This window comes from Micromonospora sp. S-DT3-3-22, assembly GCF_015354745.1.
Lineage (GTDB): Bacteria > Actinomycetota > Actinomycetes > Mycobacteriales > Micromonosporaceae > Micromonospora > Micromonospora wenchangensis.
In genome coordinates, this window is the sequence record NZ_JACGMO010000039.1 from 1 (window position 1) to 16,786 (window position 16,786).

Genomic DNA, 16,786 nt, shown 5'->3' on the forward strand with positions numbered 1-16,786 from the left:
ACCGTGCCCCGCCCGTCGGCCGGTCAGCCGATCGGTCGGGGGTGGAAGCCGTAGGGCAGTTCGAGGCGGTGGCGGGAGAGCAGGTCGGCGTCGGCGAGCAGGTCGACGGTGGGCGCGTCGGCGACGATCCGGCCGGCGTCCAGGATGACCGCCCGCTCGCACAGCTGGGCCGCGTAGGGCAGGTCGTGGGTGACCATCAGCAGGGTCACCGGCAGGGCGCGCAGGATCCCGGCCAGTTCCCGGCGGGCCGCCGGGTCCAGGTTGGACGACGGCTCGTCGAGCACCAGGATCTCCGGGCGCATCGCCAGCACGGTGGCCACCGCCACCCGACGCCGCTGCCCGAACGACAGGTGGTGCGGGGCGCGGTCCCGGTGCTCGGCCATCCCCACCGCGGTCAACGCCTCGTCCACCCGGGCGGCCAGCTCGGCACCGCGTAACCCCAGGTTGGCCGGGCCGAACGCCACGTCCTCGGCGACCGTGGGCAGGAAGAGCTGGTCGTCCGGGTCCTGGAAGACGACACCCACCCGGCGGCGGATCTCGGCCAGGGTGTCCCGGTCCCGGGACACCGTCAGCCCGCCCACGCTCACTGACCCTTCAGTCGGGGTGAGAATGCCGTTGAGGTGCAGCACCAGCGTGGTCTTGCCCGCGCCGTTCGGGCCGAGCAGGGCCACCCGCCCACCGCGCGGCACGGCCAGGTCCACCCCGGCCAGGGCGACGTGACCGTCCGGGTACGCGTACCGGACGCCACGGACGTCGAGGGAGACAGCGGTCTGCACGTCCCCGATCATGTCAGGACGACGGCGGTGGCGGCGATCGTCACCGCCGCCAGCGGCACGGTCGCCGCCGCCACCCACTGCCCGGCGGTCGCCGCCCCGGAGCCCTGCCAGACCGCCGGCATCCGCCCGGTGTAGCCCCGGGAGAGCATCGCCAGGTAGACCCGCTCGCCCCGTTCGAAGGCCCGCAGGAACAACGCGCCCACCCCGGCCGCGAAGCCCCGCAACTGCCACAGGAACCGTGGGTCGTCACCCCGGGAGATCCGGGCCACCCGCATCCGGCGGGCCTCGCCGACCAGCACGTCGAGGTAGCGCAGCATGAACGTGGCGATCTGGGTGACGATCTGCGGGCACCGCAGCCGGTCCAGGCCGACGATCAGGTCCCGGGTGGTGGTCGTGGCGGCCAGCAGCAGCGACGCGAGCACCCCCAGGGTGCCCTTGGCGACGATGTTCCACGCCCCGTGCAGGCCGTCCACCGACAGGCTCAACCCGGCGAACTCGGTACGCGGCCCCGCCCCGAGGAACGGCAGGGCGACGGCGAACAGCACGAACGGCACCTCGATCGTGGCGCGCAGCAGCAGCCAGCGCGGGCCGACCCGGGCCAGCGTGGCGACGGCGGCGACCAGCAGGGCGTACCCGCCGAAGGCCCAGAACGCCTCGCGCGGGGTGGCCACCACCGCCACGGTGAACAGCACCATCGCGGCGATCTTCACCTCGGGCGCCAGCCGGTGCACCGGGGAGGGGGTGTCCCGGTAGAGCACGTGCGCGTGTCCGGCACCCATGTCGTACCGCCCGGTCAGCCGGCGGTGCCGGCGGACTGCCGGTCGGCGGTGTCGGCCGGCTGCCCGTCGGTGTCGGCCGGGCCACGGCGGCGCAGCAGCCAGAACACGCCACCGCCGACGGCGAAGGTGAGCAGCACGCCGACCACCCCGGACAGGCCGGTGGAGAGGAAGCCGTTGTCCACGCCCCGGATGCCGTAGTCGGCCAGCGGGCTGTCCGCCAACTCGTGGTCCTTCGCCTGCCGGGCCGGGCAGGAGCCGCCGGTGATCTCGTCGTCGGCGTTGACCGTGCAGCCCTTGAGCAGCGACGAGTCCAGCCCGTCGGGGTGCGACGAGGCGTAGTTGCTGACCACCCCGGCCAGCAGCAGGGCGACCAGCAGGCCGACCGCCACGAAACCCCAGGACCGCTTCCTCACCGGGCACCTCCGACAGCCGGGACGGGGGCCGGCGCGGTCGCCGGCTTCAGCGCGCGCAACGCGTAGACCAGGTCGGGTCGGACCTTGGCGACGGTGGCGACCGTGGTCGCCGTGATCAGCCCCTCACCGATGCCGATCAGCAGGTGGACGCCGGCCATCGTGCCGGCCAGGCCGGTCAGGTTGCCGCCCAGGTCGGTGGTGCCGCCCAGCCAGTACTGCACGACGAACCCCTGGGAGGCGACGACCACGCTGACCAGCGCCGAGACGAAGGCGGTCACGGCCAGGCCGGTGGGGGTGCGGGGCAGCACCCGCAGCAGGCCGGCGATCAGCAGGTACGCCGCCGCCGTGCCGAGCAGCGCCATGTTGGTGATGTTCAGGCCGAGCATGGCGACGCCGCCGTCGCCGAAGACCAGGGCCTGCACGATCAGCACCACCGAGACGCAGAGCGCGCCGACCCAGGGGCCGACCAGCAGCGCGGCGAGCGCGCCGCCGAGCAGGTGACCGGAGACCCCGGCCGTGAAGATCGGGAAGTTGAGCATCTGCACGGCGAAGATGAACGCGGCGACCAGGCCGGCCATCGGCGCGAGCCGGTCGTCCAGGTCACGCCGGCCACGCAGCACGCAGAAGGTCAGGGCGGCCAGCGCGACGGCGGCGAAGATCCCCGCGACCGGACCGTTGATGATGCCGTTCGAGATGTGCATCGCCAGGGTTTCCACGTGACCTCCAGTTGGCCGGCAGGCCCAGCCTATTTCCCGGTGCGGGTTGTTGCCAAGATGCGGCAACAAGGCCAGGCGTTGTTCACCGCCGGGCCACCGGCCAGCCCCACCCGGGTTCCGTGCGCGCCCGCCACGACAGCGTGGTGGGGAACGCCCGGGTGTCCCGGCGGGGATCGGCCGGGGTGCCGCCGCCCGGCGGTAGGGTCGTCGCCATGACCGCGCCCGACCGGCTCGCCCCCGGCGACCCCGCTCCCGACTTCACCCTCCCCACCGACACCGGGGAGACGCTCTCCCTCGCCGCGCTGCGCGGTCGCCGGGTCATCCTGTACGCCTACCCGGCCGCGATGACCCCCGGCTGCACCAAGCAGGCCTGTGACTTCCGCGACTCGCTCGCCTCGCTCCAGGCCGCCGGCTACGAGGTGGTCGGCATCTCCCCCGACCAGCCCGCCAAGCTGGCGAAGTTCCGCGAGCGTGACGCCATCACCTTCCCGCTCGTCGCCGACGTCGACCGGGCGGTGCTCACCGCGTACGGCGCGTTCGGCGAGAAGCAGTCCTACGGCCGTACGGTGACCGGGGTGATCCGGTCCACCTTCGTCATCGACCCGGACGGGAAGATCGAGCACGCGTTCTACAACGTCAAGGCCACCGGCCACGTCGCCAAGCTGCGCCGCGACCTCGGCCTCGACTGAACGCGTCACACCCCGCCGCTACTTTCCGCGCATGACCCGATACAGGTACACGCCGGAGATGCTCGCCGAGGCGGCGGCGCAGTCCCGCAGCGTCGCCGACGTCCTGCGCGTTCTCGGGGTGCGGTTCAGCGGGGGTTCGCATGCGCACATCAGTCGTCAGCTCAAACGACTGGGCATCGACACCTCCCACTTCACCCGCCGGACGGGCGGGGGCGGCAGACCGTCCGGGCGGCGCACCCCGTCGACCCAGGTGTTGCGTCCGCTGCCGGCGGGTTCCCGACGCAAGCCGGGGGCCCGCCCGGCCGGCACGGTGCCCGACATCACCGCCCCGCCGCCGGCCGCGTACCGTCCGCCGGCCCCGGCCCCGGCCCCGGCCCCGGTCGGCGCGGAGCGGGTCGCCGAGGTGATCCGGCAGGTCGAGGCGGGTGCCCTCGGGCCGAGCGGGGCGGCCCGGCGGATCGGCTGCCACCGCAACCACGTCGCCCGGCTCCGCCGCCGGCTCGCCGCCACCGGCACCGTCGCCGCCCCGCCCCGACCGCGCGACGGCCCGGCACACCAGCGGACCGTCATCCGGTACGCGCTGGCCCGTCCCGATCTGGGGCCCCGGAAACTCGCCGCGTTCATCCGTACGGCGACGGGCGACACCTGCGTCGTCAGTCACGGGACGGTATCGAACATCCTGCGCCGGGCCGGGCTCTCCACCGTTTCCGCGCGACGCTCTAAACTCTGACCCGAGCGGGAGTGGCGGAATGGCAGACGCGGTAGGTTTAGGTCCTATTGTCCGAAAGGACGTGGGGGTTCAAGTCCCCCCTCCCGCACCACACGGCCCTGTCGGGAGGGTCACGATCGCGGGCGTACGACGCGTCGGGGCAGCAGGATCGGCAGGGTGAGCCTGCGTTTCGTCCTCGACCCCGACCTCACCCCCGCACTGCGTGAGCAGATCGTCGACCTCTGGGTCGACGTCACCAACGCCGGCGGTGCGGTCGGTTTCGTCGCCCCGGTCACCACCGCCGACGTGCGCCCCGTCGCCGAGGCGACCTTCGCCGCCGTCACCGACGGTCCGGACCGGATGCTGGTCGGCTACGCGGGTGACCGACCGGTCGCGGTGTTGTTCCTCGCCGACAACCGGTTCGGCTTGAAGGCGCACTGGGGCATCCTCAAGCGGGTGATGGTGCACCCGGCCACCCAGGGGCGCGGCCACGGGCAGGCCCTGATGCGGGAGGCCGCCCGGCGCGCGCCGGAGCTGGGCTGGCGGGCGCTGCACGTGACGGTGCGCGGCGGGCTGGGCCTGGAGAAGTTCTACGACCGGCTCGGTTACCGCGAGGTGGGCCGGCTGCCGGGCGCGCTGCGGGTGGCACCCGACGACGACCGCGACGAGATCCTCATGTGGCGGGACCTGGGCACCCCGACCTGACCGTCCGCCGGCCGCCGCCCGACCGCCGCGAGGCCGACGCGGTGGGAGACCGGTCCCGCGCGACCGAGCCGTAGGTCGGGCAGCGCCCGGGGGAGTCAGCCCCGGGACGCGCAGTCGACCGGCCGGCCTGCGCCCGGTTCCGCCGAGGCGGCGAGCACGGGTGGGGCGCTGACCTGCGGCGTGCTGGGAGACCCGGTGGGGGCGACCGCCGACGGGCTGGCGGTGGCCCGGGTCGGGCTGGCACTGGGGCTCGGGGAGGACGGCCGGCTGGTCGGGTTCTTCCGCGCGGCGGGGGCGCTGCCGCCGTACATCTTCACGGTGCTGCGCTGGACGCGGCCGGGGGACATGGTGACGCCGCCGGCGGTGACGCGGTGGCCGTACACGTCGGTGACCCGGACGGCGTACGGGCCGGGGCCGGCACCGGAGTCGATCTGCCAGTAGTTGTAGTCCTGCCGGGCCGCGGTACGCCAGGCACCGGAGCCCTGCCGTACCTCGACGGCGCGCAGCGGGTTGCCGTGCTCGGCGACCAGCACGGCGAACCAGTACTGCGACGCGCCCTCCTTGATCCGGAAGGTGAGCGGACCCGACAGTGGCGGGTCGACCGCCGCGCGGTAGCTGACGCTGACGATGCCCTGCACCGGGTCGGCGATCCGGGCGAACGCCTCCCGGGAGAGGTCGACGTGCCCGGGGGCGCACTCCGGGCACTGGTCCATGATCAGGACACGGACGGTGCCCCGGGGGCCGGTGACGTCGAGGTACCCGCCGCAGGCCGCACCGGCGCTGTACTCGGTGGGGCCGAGCGCCACGTACATCCGGTCGGCCGGGGCGGACGGGTAGGAGCAGTTCCCGCCGGCGCCCTTCGAGTCGTAGAAGGTGGCTTTTCCCTTGTGGACCGTACTCCCGGTGGGTGGGGCCGCCAGGGGCAGCGGCCCGGCGGCCACCGGCCCGGCACCGGCCAGCGCGACCGGTGGGGCGGCGCAGGCGGGGGCGGCGCCGGAACGTAGCGCGAGGCTCAGCCCGAGCACGGTGGCGAGCGTGGCCACGCCACCGGCTGCCAGCCAGCGGCGACGTCCGCCGCCACGGGCGCGGCGACGCCCCGGCCCGGGACGCCCGGCGGGGGCGCGGCTGCCCGGCCCGGGTTCGGGTTCCTGGGACACGCTGCCGTCGGTCACGCCGACCGATGCTGCCGCAGCGGACGGCCCGGCGACAAGCCGGCTAAGCGAAAGCTAAGCCGGTCGGCCGGTCCGGTTGCGGTGGAGTTCCGACGCGATCACGATGAGCGACCGTAGCGGCTCGGCGGCCTCCGGCCGGGTGCGGAGCAGGTCCTCCAGGCGGACCCGCCAGCGGCCGGCTTCGACGGCGGCGGCCTCGGGCGTGGTCCGGGCCCACGGCTGGAGCCGCCGCCGGGTGTCCTGGAGGGAGCCGGCGTGGTCGGGGCCGAGCAGCTCACCGAGTTCGCTGCGCAGCCAGTCGAAGAGTTCGTCGTCGGGGACGGTCGCGACGATCAGGCGGGCCGTGTCCCAGGCCACGCGGGGGTGGTGGAGAACCTGCATGCCGACTCCTCCGTCGGTGGTGGCGATTCGGCAATCATCGATCCGGCGCCGTCCCGGGGGCAACACCCGGGCGGCCGAGGACGGCTCGGCCGTCCGGCACCGCGCGGGCGTGGCGGCCCGCGCCGCGCCCCGGCCGGTCCCGGGCGGCCACCCCGGCCGCCCCGGCTCCGGAGGGCGGGCATCTCACCAGGCGACGCCGATACCGTCGCCGGGGTACCAGTGGTCGAGCGGGGTCTCCCGGTAGGCGAGGAACCGGCGGCCGGTGCGTTCGGCGTGCTCGGCGAGCACCCCGGTGGTGGTGACGTTGTCGGTGAGCAGGATCGCGCCGGGGGCCAGCTTCGGCTCGACGGCGTCGAACTCGCGGCGTTCGTGGTCGTGGCTGTGGTCGCTGTCGTGCAGGAACAGGTCGACCGGCCGGTCGAGGGCGGCGATCGCCGTCACCGAATCGCCGACCACCAGGTCGACCACGTCGGCCCAGGGTGCGCTGCGGGCCAGGTAGCCGGCCTCCGGGTTGACGTCCAGCGAGGTGAGCCGGCCGGGGTGACCCTCGGCGGCGTTGCGCAGCAGGGCGGCGGCGAGGACGCAGCTGCCCAGCCCCTTGTCGGTGCCGGTCTCGACGACGTGGGCCGGTCGGGTGGCCCGGACGATCGCGTACCAGCCGATCCGGCGGGCGTAGCGGACCCGGCGGTCGGCCAGGCCGCGTCGGGCGGACCGGGCGGTGGCCTGTTCGATGTGCCGGCGCAGCGCCGCGTCACCGGTGATCTCGGCGAGATGGGCCCGGACCCGGGCCACCGGGACGTCACAGACCACGCTGACGAACCAGGTGAGGTGCTCCCGGCTGAGCCGGGTCAGTTCGTAGGTGTAGTTGTGGTGCTCCCGGGAGGTGGCCAGCCAGCGGGCCGAGGTGCGCAGCACCTTCGCGTCGTACTGGGCGACCCGGGCGAGCCGCCCGGGGAAGGCGGCCACCGGTGCCAGCGGGGTGCGGGCGATGGCCCGGCGCAGTCTCGTCGCGTCCACGGCGCGGTTCTACCAGCCGCAGGTGACGGGCGGCTGAACGTCCAGCGTACGGCGACTCTTCGGGCCTCGGCCCGTCGGGCGTACGCGGGCTGCCGAACTCAGTGACGACTCAGTAACATGCGGCCATGCCCGCAGGTGAGAACATTTCGGACTCCACCCCGACCCCGTCCGACGACATCCCGGGGTCGCCACCGAGGCGTCGGCGGGGCTGGCGGATCGCGCTGGTGGCGCTGCTGGCGCTGGCCCTGCTGGGGGCGGGCGGCGTCGGCGCGGGCGCGCTCTATCTGCGCTCGGTCGACAAGGACGTCGAGCGGGTGGACGCCTTCACCGGGGTGCCGACGGAGAACCGGCCGCCGGTGGTGGCCCGGGACGCCATGAACATCATGATCCTGGGCAGCGACTCCCGGGACCCGGAGCGGACCGAGGGGTCCCGCACCGACACGATCATCCTGGCCCACCTGCCGAAGGACCGGAAGAGCGCCCAGCTCGTCTCGATCCCCCGGGACACCTGGGTCCGCGTACCCCGGTCGGCGGACGGCCGGCACGGCGGCCGGACCGCGAAGATCAACGCGGCGTACGCCTGGGGTGGGATTCCGCTGATGGTGCAGACCGTCGAGGAGTTCACCCGGGTCCACGTCGACCACGTGGCGGTGGTCGACTTCGCGGGGTTCCAGGAGATCATCGACGCGCTGGGCGGGGTGGACATCACCGTCGACCACCGGTTCACCTCGATCCACCCGCCGCTGCGCACCTTCCCGGCCGGCCGGCAGACGATGGACGGCGCGACGGCGCTGGACTACTCCCGCCAGCGCAAGCAGTTCCCGGACGGCGACTTCGCCCGCATCCGGCACCAGCAGCAGGTGATCCGGGCGATCCTCGACAAGGCGGCCGGCGGCGGCATCCTCACCAGCCCGGGAAAGCTCAACGACTTCGTCCGGGCCGCCTCGGCGTCGGTCTCCGTCGACCGGGAGATGTCGCTGCTGGACCTGGCGACCGAGCTGCGCGGCCTGCGCGGCGGCAACCTCACCTTCGTCACCAGCCCGTCGCGGGGCACCGGCCGGGTGGGCACCGAGAGCGTGGTCTTCGCCGACGAGCAGAAGTCCGAGGCGTTCTACGACGCGGTCCGCCGGGACGCCACCGCCGAGATCGTCCGCGCCGCCCGCTGAGCCCGGCGTCGCCCCCGCCGGGCGGGAAGCCGGTGCTTGCCCCCGGGCGGGAAGCCGGTGCTTGCCTCTGAAATTTTTCATGCATAGAGTCGCGGCATGAATGAAGGAGCCGTCGCCGCGCCACCGGACCGGCTGCTCGACCTGTTCCACGGGGTCCGGCTCACCCCCACCCAGCGGCGCATCGCGCACTGCCTGGTGCAGCACGCCGCCACCGTGGCCTACCTGTCGGCGGCCGAGGTGGCCGAGCTGGCCGGGGTCAGCCAACCGTCGGTGACCCGGTTCGCCGTGGCACTCGGCCACGACGGCTACCCGGCGCTGCGCCGCCGGCTGCGCGAGCTGACCGCCGGCCCCGACGGCCGCGCCGACGACGGCAACGAACTGCAACGTGCGGTACGCGCCGAGATGGCGAACCTGGACCGGCTGGCCGGGGAGTTGGCCGACCGGGACCGGATCGCCACCGCCGGCCGGCTGCTCGCGGCGAGCCGCCCGCTGCCGGTGCTCGGCCTGCGGGCCGCCGCACCGTTGGCCGCCTACTTCGCCTACTTCGCCGCCAAGGTGCTGCCCGACGTCCGGGTCCTCGACGACGGTGGCAGCCTGCTCGCCGACCGGCTCGAACAGGCCGCCTCGGCCGGGGCGGACGCGCTGCTCGCCTTCGTGCTCCCGCGCTACCCCCGGGAGACCCTCGACGCGCTGCGCGCGGCCCGCGACGCCGGCCTCACCGTCGTCGCGATCACCGACTCCCCGGTCAGCCCCGCCACCGAGTACGCCGAGCTGGTGCTCCCCGCCGCCGTCGGCACCGACCTCGTCTTCGACCTGCACACCGCCCCGATGACCCTGGCCATGGTGGTGCTCCAGGCGATCTGCGACGCCGCCCCGATCCAGACCCAGCGCCGCCTGGAGGCGTTCGAGTCGTCCGCCGCCCGCCGTCAGTTGTTCCTCGGCTGAGAGGAGTACGCCATGCACCAGCCCGTCCGCGCCGCCCGTGGCACCACCCGTACCGCGCAGGGGTGGCCGCAGGAGGCCGCCCTGCGGATGCTGATGAACAACCTCGACCCGGAGGTGGCCGAACGCCCCGACGACCTGGTGGTCTACGGCGGCACCGGGAAGGCCGCCCGGGACTGGCCGTCGTACCACGCGCTGGTGCGCACCCTCACCGACCTACGCGACGACGAGACGATGCTGGTGCAGTCGGGCCGTCCGGTCGGGGTGCTGCGGACCCACGAGTGGGCGCCCCGGGTGCTGCTGGCCAACTCCAACCTGGTCGGCGACTGGGCCACCTGGCCCGAGTTCCGCCGCCTGGAATCCCTCGGCCTGACCATGTACGGGCAGATGACCGCCGGCTCGTGGATCTACATCGGCACCCAGGGCATCCTCCAGGGCACCTACGAGACGTTCGCCGCCGTCGCCGCGAAGTGCTTCGGCGGCAGCCTCGCCGGGACGCTGACCCTCACCGCCGGCTGCGGCGGGATGGGCGGGGCGCAGCCGCTGGCGGTCACCATGAACGACGGCGTCTGCCTGATCGTGGACGTCGACCGGAGCCGGCTCGACCGGCGGGTGCACGACCGCTACCTCGACGAGGTCGCCGACGACCTGGACGACGCCGTCGCCCGGGTGCTGGCCGCGAAGCGGGACCGGCGGGCCCTGAGCGTCGGCGTGGTCGGCAACGCCGCCACCGTCTTCCCCGAACTGCTCCGCCGGGGCGTCGCCGTCGACGTGGTCACCGACCAGACCAGCGCGCACGACCCGCTGTCGTACCTGCCGGAGGGGGTGGAGTTGGCCGACGCCCGGGACTACGCGGCGGCCAAGCCGGCCGAGTTCACCGACCGGGCGCGGGCGTCGATGGCGAAGCACGTCGAGGCGATGGTCGGCTTCCTCGACGCGGGCGCGGAGGTGTTCGACTACGGCAACTCGATCCGGGGCGAGGCGCAGTTGGGCGGGTACGCGAGGGCGTTCGACTTCCCCGGTTTCGTGCCCGCGTACATCCGGCCGCTGTTCTGCGAGGGTAAGGGGCCGTTCCGGTGGGCGGCGCTCTCCGGCGACCCGGCCGACATCGCCGCCACCGACCGGGCCATCCTCGACCTGTTCCCCGAGAACGAGTCCCTCGCGCGGTGGATGCGGCTGGCCGGCGAACGGGTCGCCTTCCAGGGCCTGCCCGCCCGGATCTGCTGGCTGGGCTACGGCGAACGGGACGTCGCCGGGGTGCGGTTCAACGACATGGTCGCCGCAGGGGAGCTGTCCGCGCCGGTCGTGATCGGCCGGGACCACCTGGACTGCGGCAGCGTCGCCAGCCCGTACCGGGAGACCGAGGCGATGGCCGACGGCTCCGACGCGATCGCCGACTGGCCGCTGCTCAACGCGCTGGTCAACACGGCCAGCGGCGCGTCCTGGGTGTCGATCCACCACGGCGGCGGGGTGGGCATCGGCCGGTCGCTGCACGCCGGCCAGGTCTGCGTCGCCGACGGCACCCCGCTGGCCGGGCAGAAGATCGAACGGGTGCTCACCAACGATCCGGCGATGGGTGTCATCCGGCACGTCGACGCCGGCTACGACACCGCCCGCGACATCGCCGCCCGCGACAACGTCCGCATCCCCATGGCGGGGGAAACCCCGTGAGGTTCCGGGAGTTGTGGGACGAGATCGCGCCGGTCGGCCGGGACGCCGGCAGCGGCGGCTATCTGCGGTACGCGCTGACCGCGCCGGAGCTGCGGCTGCGGGAGTGGTTCCGGGCGCAGGCCGACAGCCGGGGCATGCCGGTCAGCGAGGACGGCAACGGCAACCTGTTCGCCTGGTGGGGCGACCCCGCCGCCGGGGGCGCGGTGCTGACCGGCAGCCACTTCGACTCGGTGCCGCACGGCGGAGCGTACGACGGGCCGCTCGGCATCGTCAGCGCGTTCCTCGCCGTGGACGAGCTACGGGCCGCAGGCGTCACCCCGGTCCGGCCGGTGGTGGTGGCCGCGTTCGTCGAGGAGGAGGGGGCCCGGTTCGGCGTACCGTGCCTGGGGTCGCGGCTGCTCACCGGCGCGATCGACGCCGACCGCGCGGCCGGGCTGCGCGACACGGCCGGGGTGAGCCTCGCCGAGGCGCTGGGCCACCGGCCGGCGGGGGCCGGCCCGGCGCTGCTCGGCCGGTTCGCCGCCTTCGTGGAGCTGCACGTCGAGCAGGGGCGGGCGCTGGTCGACGCCGACGCGCCGGTCGCGGTGGGCAGCGCCATCTGGCCGCACGGCAGGTGGCGCTTCGAGCTGCGCGGCGAGGGCAACCACGCCGGTACGACCCGGATGGCCGACCGCCGCGACCCGATGCTCACCTTCGCGTTCACCGTGCTCGCGGCGAACAAGGAGGCCCGGCTGCGCGACGCGCACGCCACGGTCGGCCGGGTGGCGGTGGAACCCAACGCCACCAACGCGATCCCGTCGACGGTGACCGGCTGGCTGGACGCCCGCGCCGCCGCGCCGGAGACCCTGGACGGCCTGGTCGAGGCGGTCCGGGCCAAGGCCGCCGAGCGGGCCCGCCGGGACGGCACCGAGCTGACCGTGACCCGGGAGTCGGCCACCCCGCTGGTCGCCTTCGACGGTGGGCTGGCCGACCGGCTGGCGGGGCTGCTGGCCGCACCGGTGCTGCCCACCGGGGCCGGCCACGACGCCGGAGTGCTCGCCGCGCACCTGCCCACCGCGATGCTGTTCGTGCGCAACCCGACCGGGGTGTCGCACTCCCCCGCCGAGTCGGCCACCGACGACGACTGCGCGGCCGGGGTGGTCGCGCTGGCCCGGGTGCTGGAGGAGCTGGCATGCCACTGACCCGTTGGCTGGCCGAGCAGGCGTGGCTACCCGACCATGCCGCGCCGACCCCGGACGTGCTGATCGAGGCCGAGGACGGCCGGTTCACCGCCGTCACCCCGCTGGCCCGGGGCGACGCGCCGCACACCGGGGTGGAGGTGCTCGCCGACGCGGTACGGCTGCCCGGACTCACCCTGCCCGGCCTGGCCAACGCCCACTCGCACGCCTTCCACCGGGCGCTGCGCGGGCGTACCCACGGCGGTCGGGGTGACTTCTGGAGCTGGCGGGAGGAGATGTACGCCGTCGCCGGCCGGCTCGACCCCGACTCGTACCTGGCGCTGGCCCGGGCCGCGTACGCCGAGATGGCGCTGGCCGGGGTGACCTGCGTGGGCGAGTTCCACTACCTGCACCACGGCCCCGACGGCCGGCCGTACGACGACCCGAACGCGATGGGCGCGGCGCTGGTCGAGGCGGCGGCGCAGGCCGGCATCCGGATCACCCTGCTGGACACCTGCTACCTGACCGCCTCGGTGGCCGGCGAGCCGCTGGCCGGGGTGCAGCGGCGCTTCGGCGACGGGGACGCGCTGCGCTGGGCGGAACGGGTCGACGGGTTCCGCCCGGCCGGGGCGCACGCGCTGCGCGGGGCGGCGATCCACTCGGTACGCGCGGTGCCGGCGGAGCAGCTCGCCACCGTCGCCGGATGGGCGTACCGGCAGGGCACCCCGCTGCACGTGCACCTGTCGGAGCAGCCCGCCGAGAACGACGCCTGCCGGGCGGCGCACGGGCGTACCCCGACCGGGCTGCTCGCCGACCACGGGGTGCTCGGCCCCGACGTCACGGCCGTGCACGCCACCCACCCGACCGGTGCCGACCTGACCCTGCTGGCCGGGCACCGGACCGGGGTGTGCCTGTGCCCCACCACGGAACGGGACCTGGCCGACGGGATCGGGCCGGCCCGGCTGATGGCCGACGCCGGCATCCCGTTGAGCCTGGGCAGCGACAGTCACGCCGTGGTCGACCTGTTCGAGGAGGCCCGCGCGGTGGAGCTGGACGAGCGGCTGCGTACCCGGCGGCGCGGGCACTTCACCGCCGCCGCGCTGCGTGACGCGGCCACCGTCGCCGGGCACGCCGCGCTGGGCTGGGCCGACGCAGGCCGGATCGCCGTCGGGGAACGCGCCGACCTGGTGACCGTACGGCTGGACAGCCCGCGTACCGCCGGGGTGCCGCCGGTGGGGGTGTTCTTCGCGGCCACCGCCGCCGACGTCGACCAGGTGGTGGTCGACGGGCGGCAGGTGGTGCGTGACGGCCGGCACCTGAGCGTGGACGTGCCGGCGGAGCTGAGCGCGGCGGTCGCGGCGGTGACCGGTGACTAGCCGCGCCCCGGCCGGGGCCGGGCAGCGGCCGGCGACGCGCGGCGGGGGCGGCCGGTACGGGACGGGAGGGGTGGCGTGAGCAGTCTGCTGGTCGACGACATCGGCGAGTTGGTCACCAACGTGCCGACCGTCGGCGACGAGGGGCCGCTGGGCATCCGGCGGGGCGTCGCCCTGCTGGTGGAGGCGGGTCGGGTCGTCTGGATCGGGCCGACCCGCTACGCCCCGGCCGCCGACCGGCGGATCGACGCCGAGGGCGGCGCGGTGCTGCCCGGGTTCGTGGACAGCCACGCCCACCTGGTGTTCGCCGGGGACCGGGCGGCCGAGTTCGCGGCCCGGATGGCCGGCGAGCCGTACACCGGGGGTGGCATCCGGACCACGGTCGGCGCGACCCGCGCGGCCTCCGACGACGACCTGCGGGACACCGTACGCCGGCTGCGCGACGAGGCGATGCGGCAGGGCACCACCACCATGGAGATCAAGAGCGGGTACGGCCTGACCGTCGCCGACGAGGCCCGCTCGCTGCGGATCGCCGCCGAGGTGACCGCCGAGACCACCTTCCTCGGCGCGCACGTCGTCCCCGCCGAGTACGCGGGCCGCCCCGACGACTACGTGGGGCTGGTCTGCGGGCCGATGCTCACCGCCGCCACGCCGTACGCCCGCTGGGTGGACGTGTTCTGCGAGCGGGGCGCGTTCGACGCCGACCACGCGCGGGCCATCCTCACCGTCGGGCAGGCCGCCGGGCTGGGGCTGCGGTTGCACGCCAACCAGCTCGGCCCGGGGCCGGGGGTGCGGCTGGGGGTGGAGTTGGGCGCGGCCAGCGTCGACCACTGCACCCATCTGTCCGACGCCGACGTCGACGCGCTGGCCGGCTCGGCCACCACCGACGATCCCACCGTGGCGACCCTGCTGCCGGGGGCGGAGTTCTCCACCCGGTCGCCGTACCCGGACGCCCGGCGGCTGCTCGACGCGGGGGTGACCGTGGCGCTGGCCACGGACTGCAACCCCGGATCGTCGTACACCTCGTCGATGCCGTTCTGCGTCGCGCTGGCCGTCCGCGAGATGCGGATGACCCCGGCGGAGGCGGTCCGGGCCGCGACGGCGGGCGGCGCGCGGGCGTTGCGCCGCACCGACGTCGGCGTGCTGCGCCCCGGGGCGCGGGCCGACCTGATGATCCTCGATGCCCCGTCCCACCTGCACCTGGCCTACCGGCCGGGTGTTCCCCTGATCCGCCAGGTTCTGCACAACGGAGTGCCGCAATGTCGACTGTGACCGTCCAGCCCACCGGAATCACCCCCGCCGACGTGCTCGCCGTGGCGCGCGGCGACGCCCGGGTCGTCCTCGCCCCGGCCGCCGTCGAGGCGATGCGCGTCAGCCGGTCCATCGTGGACGGCATCGAGGCCGCCGGCCGCCCGGTGTACGGCGTCTCCACCGGCTTCGGGGCGTTGGCGAACACGTTCGTCGCCCCGCAGCGCCGGGCCGAGTTGCAGCACGCGCTGATCCGTTCACACGCCGCCGGGATCGGTGCGCCGATGCCCCGCGAGGTGGTCCGGGCGATGATGCTGCTGCGGGTCCGTTCGCTGGCGCTGGGCCGCTCCGGGGTCCGGCCGCTGGTCGCGCAGGCGCTCGTCGACCTGCTCAATGCCGATGTCACCCCGTGGGTGCCGGAGCACGGGTCGCTCGGCGCGTCCGGTGACCTGGCGCCGCTGGCGCACTGCGCGCTGGTGCTGCTCGGCGAGGGGTGGGTGCTCGGTCCGGGCGGCGAGCGGGTCGACGCCGCCGACGCGTTGCGGGCGGCCGGGCTGGCCCCGGTGGCGTTGGCCGCCAAGGAGGGGCTGGCGCTGATCAACGGCACCGACGGCATGCTCGGCATGCTGCTGCTGGCCATCGCGGACGCCCGGCACCTGTTCGCCATGGCCGACGTGACCGCCGCGCTGGCCATCGAGGCGATGCTCGGTTCGGAACGGCCGTTCCTGCCGGAGCTGCACGCGATCCGGCCACACCCCGGGCAGGCCGCGTCGGCGGCGAACATCCACCGGCTGCTCCAGGACTCGCGGGTGATGGACTCGCACCGTGACGACCTGGCGCACGCCGTGCAGGACGCGTACTCGATGCGGTGCGCCCCGCAGGTGGCCGGGGCGGCCCGCGACACCCTCGACTTCGTCGCGACGGTGGCCGGCCGGGAACTGGTCTCGGTGGTGGACAACCCGGTGGTGCTGCCGGACGGCCGGGTCGAGTCGACGGGCAACTTCCACGGCGCTCCGCTCGGCTTCGCCGCCGACTACCTGGCGATCGCCGCCGCCGAGGTGGGGGCGATCGCCGAACGCCGGGTGGACCGGCTGCTCGACGTGACCCGCAACCGGGACCTGCCGGCGTTCCTGTCCCCCGACGCCGGGGTGAACTCCGGGCTGATGATCGCCCAGTACACGGCCGCCGGGATCGTCGCGGAGAACCGTCGGCTGGCCGCGCCCGCCTCGGTGGACTCGCTGCCCACCAGCGGTATGCAGGAGGACCACGTCTCGATGGGGTGGGCGGGGGCCAAGAAGCTGCGGACCGTGCTGGACAACCTGGCCAGCCTGCTCGCCGTCGAACTGCTGGCGGCCGTCAGGGGCCTGCAACTGCGCGCACCGCTGGAGCCGTCGCCGGCCGGCCGGGCCGCCGTGGCGGCGCTCGGCGGTGCGGCCGGCGAACCCGGTCCCGATGTCTTCCTCGCCCCGGTGCTGGAAGCGGCCCGCGCCGTGCTCGCCGGCCCCGACCTGCGTACCGCCATCGAGCGGGAGATCGGCCCACTGGGCTGACCACCACCCCGACCTTCCCGGACCCGCCCACCTCCGCCCACCACCCTCGACGGCCCGCCGCCCGCAGCATAATCACATTCCGTGACGACACCTTCGACCCGACGATTACCGTCGGCGATCAGATGGAGCTTGGCGTCGGGTGTCCGGGGCGGACGAAGCGGACCGTGTCCTCGCGGTGCGGCGCGCAGCGGCGGGTGGGGGCAACCGCGCAGGCGGGCAGAACGGCCACGGACCACGCCGCCCACGCGCCGGCAGCCAGCGGTGCCGGATGCCGACGACGCCGGGCCGTTCATGGGCCGGGCGGGCCGGGCCGCCCACGGGA

18 protein-coding genes and 1 tRNA gene are annotated in these 16,786 nt (G+C 74.9%); 11 read left to right on the top strand and 8 right to left on the bottom strand.

What is annotated here, in order from left to right; translation table 11 throughout:
* Positions 1-23: 23 nt before the first annotated feature.
* The 5 genes from H1A17_RS13780 to H1A17_RS35080 all read right to left on the bottom strand — a co-directional run bounded on the left by H1A17_RS13780 (position 24) and on the right by H1A17_RS35080 (position 2,898).
* On the bottom strand, positions 24-788 hold the full coding sequence (locus tag H1A17_RS13780; RefSeq protein ID WP_194822026.1) for an energy-coupling factor ABC transporter ATP-binding protein: 765 nt from the start codon (positions 786-788) through the stop codon (positions 24-26).
* Positions 785-1,555 (bottom strand): cobalt ECF transporter T component CbiQ, encoded by a 771-nt coding sequence (cbiQ, locus tag H1A17_RS13785; RefSeq protein WP_145918136.1) that lies wholly within the window; start codon positions 1,553-1,555, stop codon positions 785-787. The genes H1A17_RS13780 and cbiQ overlap by 4 nt, the downstream gene beginning before the upstream one ends.
* A 14-nt stretch (positions 1,556-1,569) precedes the next feature.
* On the bottom strand, positions 1,570-1,968 hold the full coding sequence (locus H1A17_RS13790; protein WP_194822027.1) for a PDGLE domain-containing protein: 399 nt from the start codon (positions 1,966-1,968) through the stop codon (positions 1,570-1,572).
* Positions 1,965-2,684 (bottom strand): energy-coupling factor ABC transporter permease, encoded by a 720-nt coding sequence (locus H1A17_RS13795; RefSeq protein ID WP_145918134.1) that lies wholly within the window; start codon positions 2,682-2,684, stop codon positions 1,965-1,967. The genes H1A17_RS13790 and H1A17_RS13795 overlap by 4 nt, the downstream gene beginning before the upstream one ends.
* 82 nt (positions 2,685-2,766) lie before the next feature.
* The gene (locus H1A17_RS35080) at positions 2,767-2,898 is read right to left on the bottom strand and encodes a hypothetical protein (protein WP_255470132.1); all 132 of its coding nucleotides are present in this window, start codon (positions 2,896-2,898) and stop codon (positions 2,767-2,769) included.
* Here H1A17_RS35080 and bcp point away from each other — a divergent pair.
* From bcp to H1A17_RS13815, 4 genes are all read left to right on the top strand, one after another.
* Complete coding sequence (bcp, locus tag H1A17_RS13800) at positions 2,897-3,373, top strand: thioredoxin-dependent thiol peroxidase (RefSeq protein WP_088641767.1); 477 nt, start codon at positions 2,897-2,899, stop codon at positions 3,371-3,373. The genes H1A17_RS35080 and bcp overlap by 2 nt on opposite strands.
* Before the next feature lie 31 nt (positions 3,374-3,404).
* Positions 3,405-4,103, top strand: coding sequence for a helix-turn-helix domain-containing protein (locus tag H1A17_RS13805; RefSeq protein ID WP_194822028.1), 699 nt, complete (start codon positions 3,405-3,407; stop codon positions 4,101-4,103).
* Between the two features lie 5 nt (positions 4,104-4,108).
* Positions 4,109-4,194, top strand: a tRNA-Leu gene (locus H1A17_RS13810).
* Between the two features lie 65 nt (positions 4,195-4,259).
* Complete coding sequence (locus H1A17_RS13815) at positions 4,260-4,787, top strand: GNAT family N-acetyltransferase (RefSeq protein ID WP_145918132.1); 528 nt, start codon at positions 4,260-4,262, stop codon at positions 4,785-4,787.
* A gap of 95 nt (positions 4,788-4,882) precedes the next feature.
* Here H1A17_RS13815 and H1A17_RS13820 read toward each other — a convergent pair whose 3' ends face one another.
* The 3 genes from H1A17_RS13820 to H1A17_RS13830 form a co-directional block, all read right to left on the bottom strand.
* Entirely contained in the window at positions 4,883-5,959 is a 1,077-nt protein-coding gene (locus tag H1A17_RS13820; protein WP_309236772.1) for an expansin EXLX1 family cellulose-binding protein, read from the bottom strand.
* Positions 5,960-6,013: 54 nt separating this feature from the next.
* Positions 6,014-6,340: a hypothetical protein gene (locus H1A17_RS13825; RefSeq protein WP_145918131.1), complete on the bottom strand. Its 327-nt coding sequence runs from the start codon at positions 6,338-6,340 to the stop codon at positions 6,014-6,016.
* 183 nt (positions 6,341-6,523) lie between these two features.
* Positions 6,524-7,357, bottom strand: coding sequence for an O-methyltransferase (locus H1A17_RS13830; protein ID WP_194822029.1), 834 nt, complete (start codon positions 7,355-7,357; stop codon positions 6,524-6,526).
* Between the two features lie 125 nt (positions 7,358-7,482).
* On the opposite strand from H1A17_RS13830, the gene H1A17_RS13835 reads away from it, so the two are divergent.
* From H1A17_RS13835 to hutH, 7 genes are all read left to right on the top strand, one after another.
* Positions 7,483-8,523, top strand: a complete 1,041-nt coding sequence (locus H1A17_RS13835) for an LCP family protein (protein WP_145918129.1) — start codon at positions 7,483-7,485, stop codon at positions 8,521-8,523.
* 96 nt (positions 8,524-8,619) lie between these two features.
* Positions 8,620-9,468: a MurR/RpiR family transcriptional regulator gene (locus H1A17_RS13840; protein WP_145918128.1), complete on the top strand. Its 849-nt coding sequence runs from the start codon at positions 8,620-8,622 to the stop codon at positions 9,466-9,468.
* 12 nt (positions 9,469-9,480) lie between these two features.
* Positions 9,481-11,136, top strand: a complete 1,656-nt coding sequence (gene hutU / locus H1A17_RS13845; protein WP_145918127.1) for a urocanate hydratase — start codon at positions 9,481-9,483, stop codon at positions 11,134-11,136.
* Positions 11,133-12,317: an allantoate amidohydrolase gene (locus tag H1A17_RS13850; protein ID WP_194822030.1), complete on the top strand. Its 1,185-nt coding sequence runs from the start codon at positions 11,133-11,135 to the stop codon at positions 12,315-12,317. The genes hutU and H1A17_RS13850 overlap by 4 nt, the downstream gene beginning before the upstream one ends.
* Entirely contained in the window at positions 12,314-13,669 is a 1,356-nt protein-coding gene (locus H1A17_RS13855) for a formimidoylglutamate deiminase (protein ID WP_145922598.1), read from the top strand. The genes H1A17_RS13850 and H1A17_RS13855 overlap by 4 nt, the downstream gene beginning before the upstream one ends.
* Before the next feature lie 75 nt (positions 13,670-13,744).
* Complete coding sequence (hutI, locus tag H1A17_RS13860) at positions 13,745-14,938, top strand: imidazolonepropionase (protein ID WP_145918125.1); 1,194 nt, start codon at positions 13,745-13,747, stop codon at positions 14,936-14,938.
* Positions 14,926-16,464 (top strand): histidine ammonia-lyase, encoded by a 1,539-nt coding sequence (gene hutH, locus H1A17_RS13865; RefSeq protein WP_145918124.1) that lies wholly within the window; start codon positions 14,926-14,928, stop codon positions 16,462-16,464. Before hutI ends, hutH begins: the two co-directional genes overlap by 13 nt.
* Positions 16,465-16,786 lie beyond the last annotated feature (322 nt).

Excerpts from the sequence above, each read along its gene's own strand:
- bcp (WP_088641767.1), top strand. The coding sequence starts at position 2,897 with ATGACCGCGCCCGACCGGCTCGCCCCCGGCGACCCCGCTCCCGACTTC.
- H1A17_RS13835 (WP_145918129.1), top strand. The coding sequence starts at position 7,483 with ATGCCCGCAGGTGAGAACATTTCGGACTCCACCCCGACCCCGTCCGAC.
- hutH (WP_145918124.1), top strand. The coding sequence starts at position 14,926 with ATGTCGACTGTGACCGTCCAGCCCACCGGAATCACCCCCGCCGACGTG.
- H1A17_RS13840 (WP_145918128.1), top strand. The coding sequence starts at position 8,620 with ATGAATGAAGGAGCCGTCGCCGCGCCACCGGACCGGCTGCTCGACCTG.
- H1A17_RS13805 (WP_194822028.1), top strand. The coding sequence starts at position 3,405 with ATGACCCGATACAGGTACACGCCGGAGATGCTCGCCGAGGCGGCGGCG.
- H1A17_RS35080 (WP_255470132.1), bottom strand. The coding sequence starts at position 2,898 with ATGGCGACGACCCTACCGCCGGGCGGCGGCACCCCGGCCGATCCCCGC.
- hutU (WP_145918127.1), top strand. The coding sequence starts at position 9,481 with ATGCACCAGCCCGTCCGCGCCGCCCGTGGCACCACCCGTACCGCGCAG.
- H1A17_RS13780 (WP_194822026.1), bottom strand. The coding sequence starts at position 788 with ATGATCGGGGACGTGCAGACCGCTGTCTCCCTCGACGTCCGTGGCGTC.
- cbiQ (WP_145918136.1), bottom strand. The coding sequence starts at position 1,555 with ATGGGTGCCGGACACGCGCACGTGCTCTACCGGGACACCCCCTCCCCG.
- H1A17_RS13825 (WP_145918131.1), bottom strand. The coding sequence starts at position 6,340 with ATGCAGGTTCTCCACCACCCCCGCGTGGCCTGGGACACGGCCCGCCTG.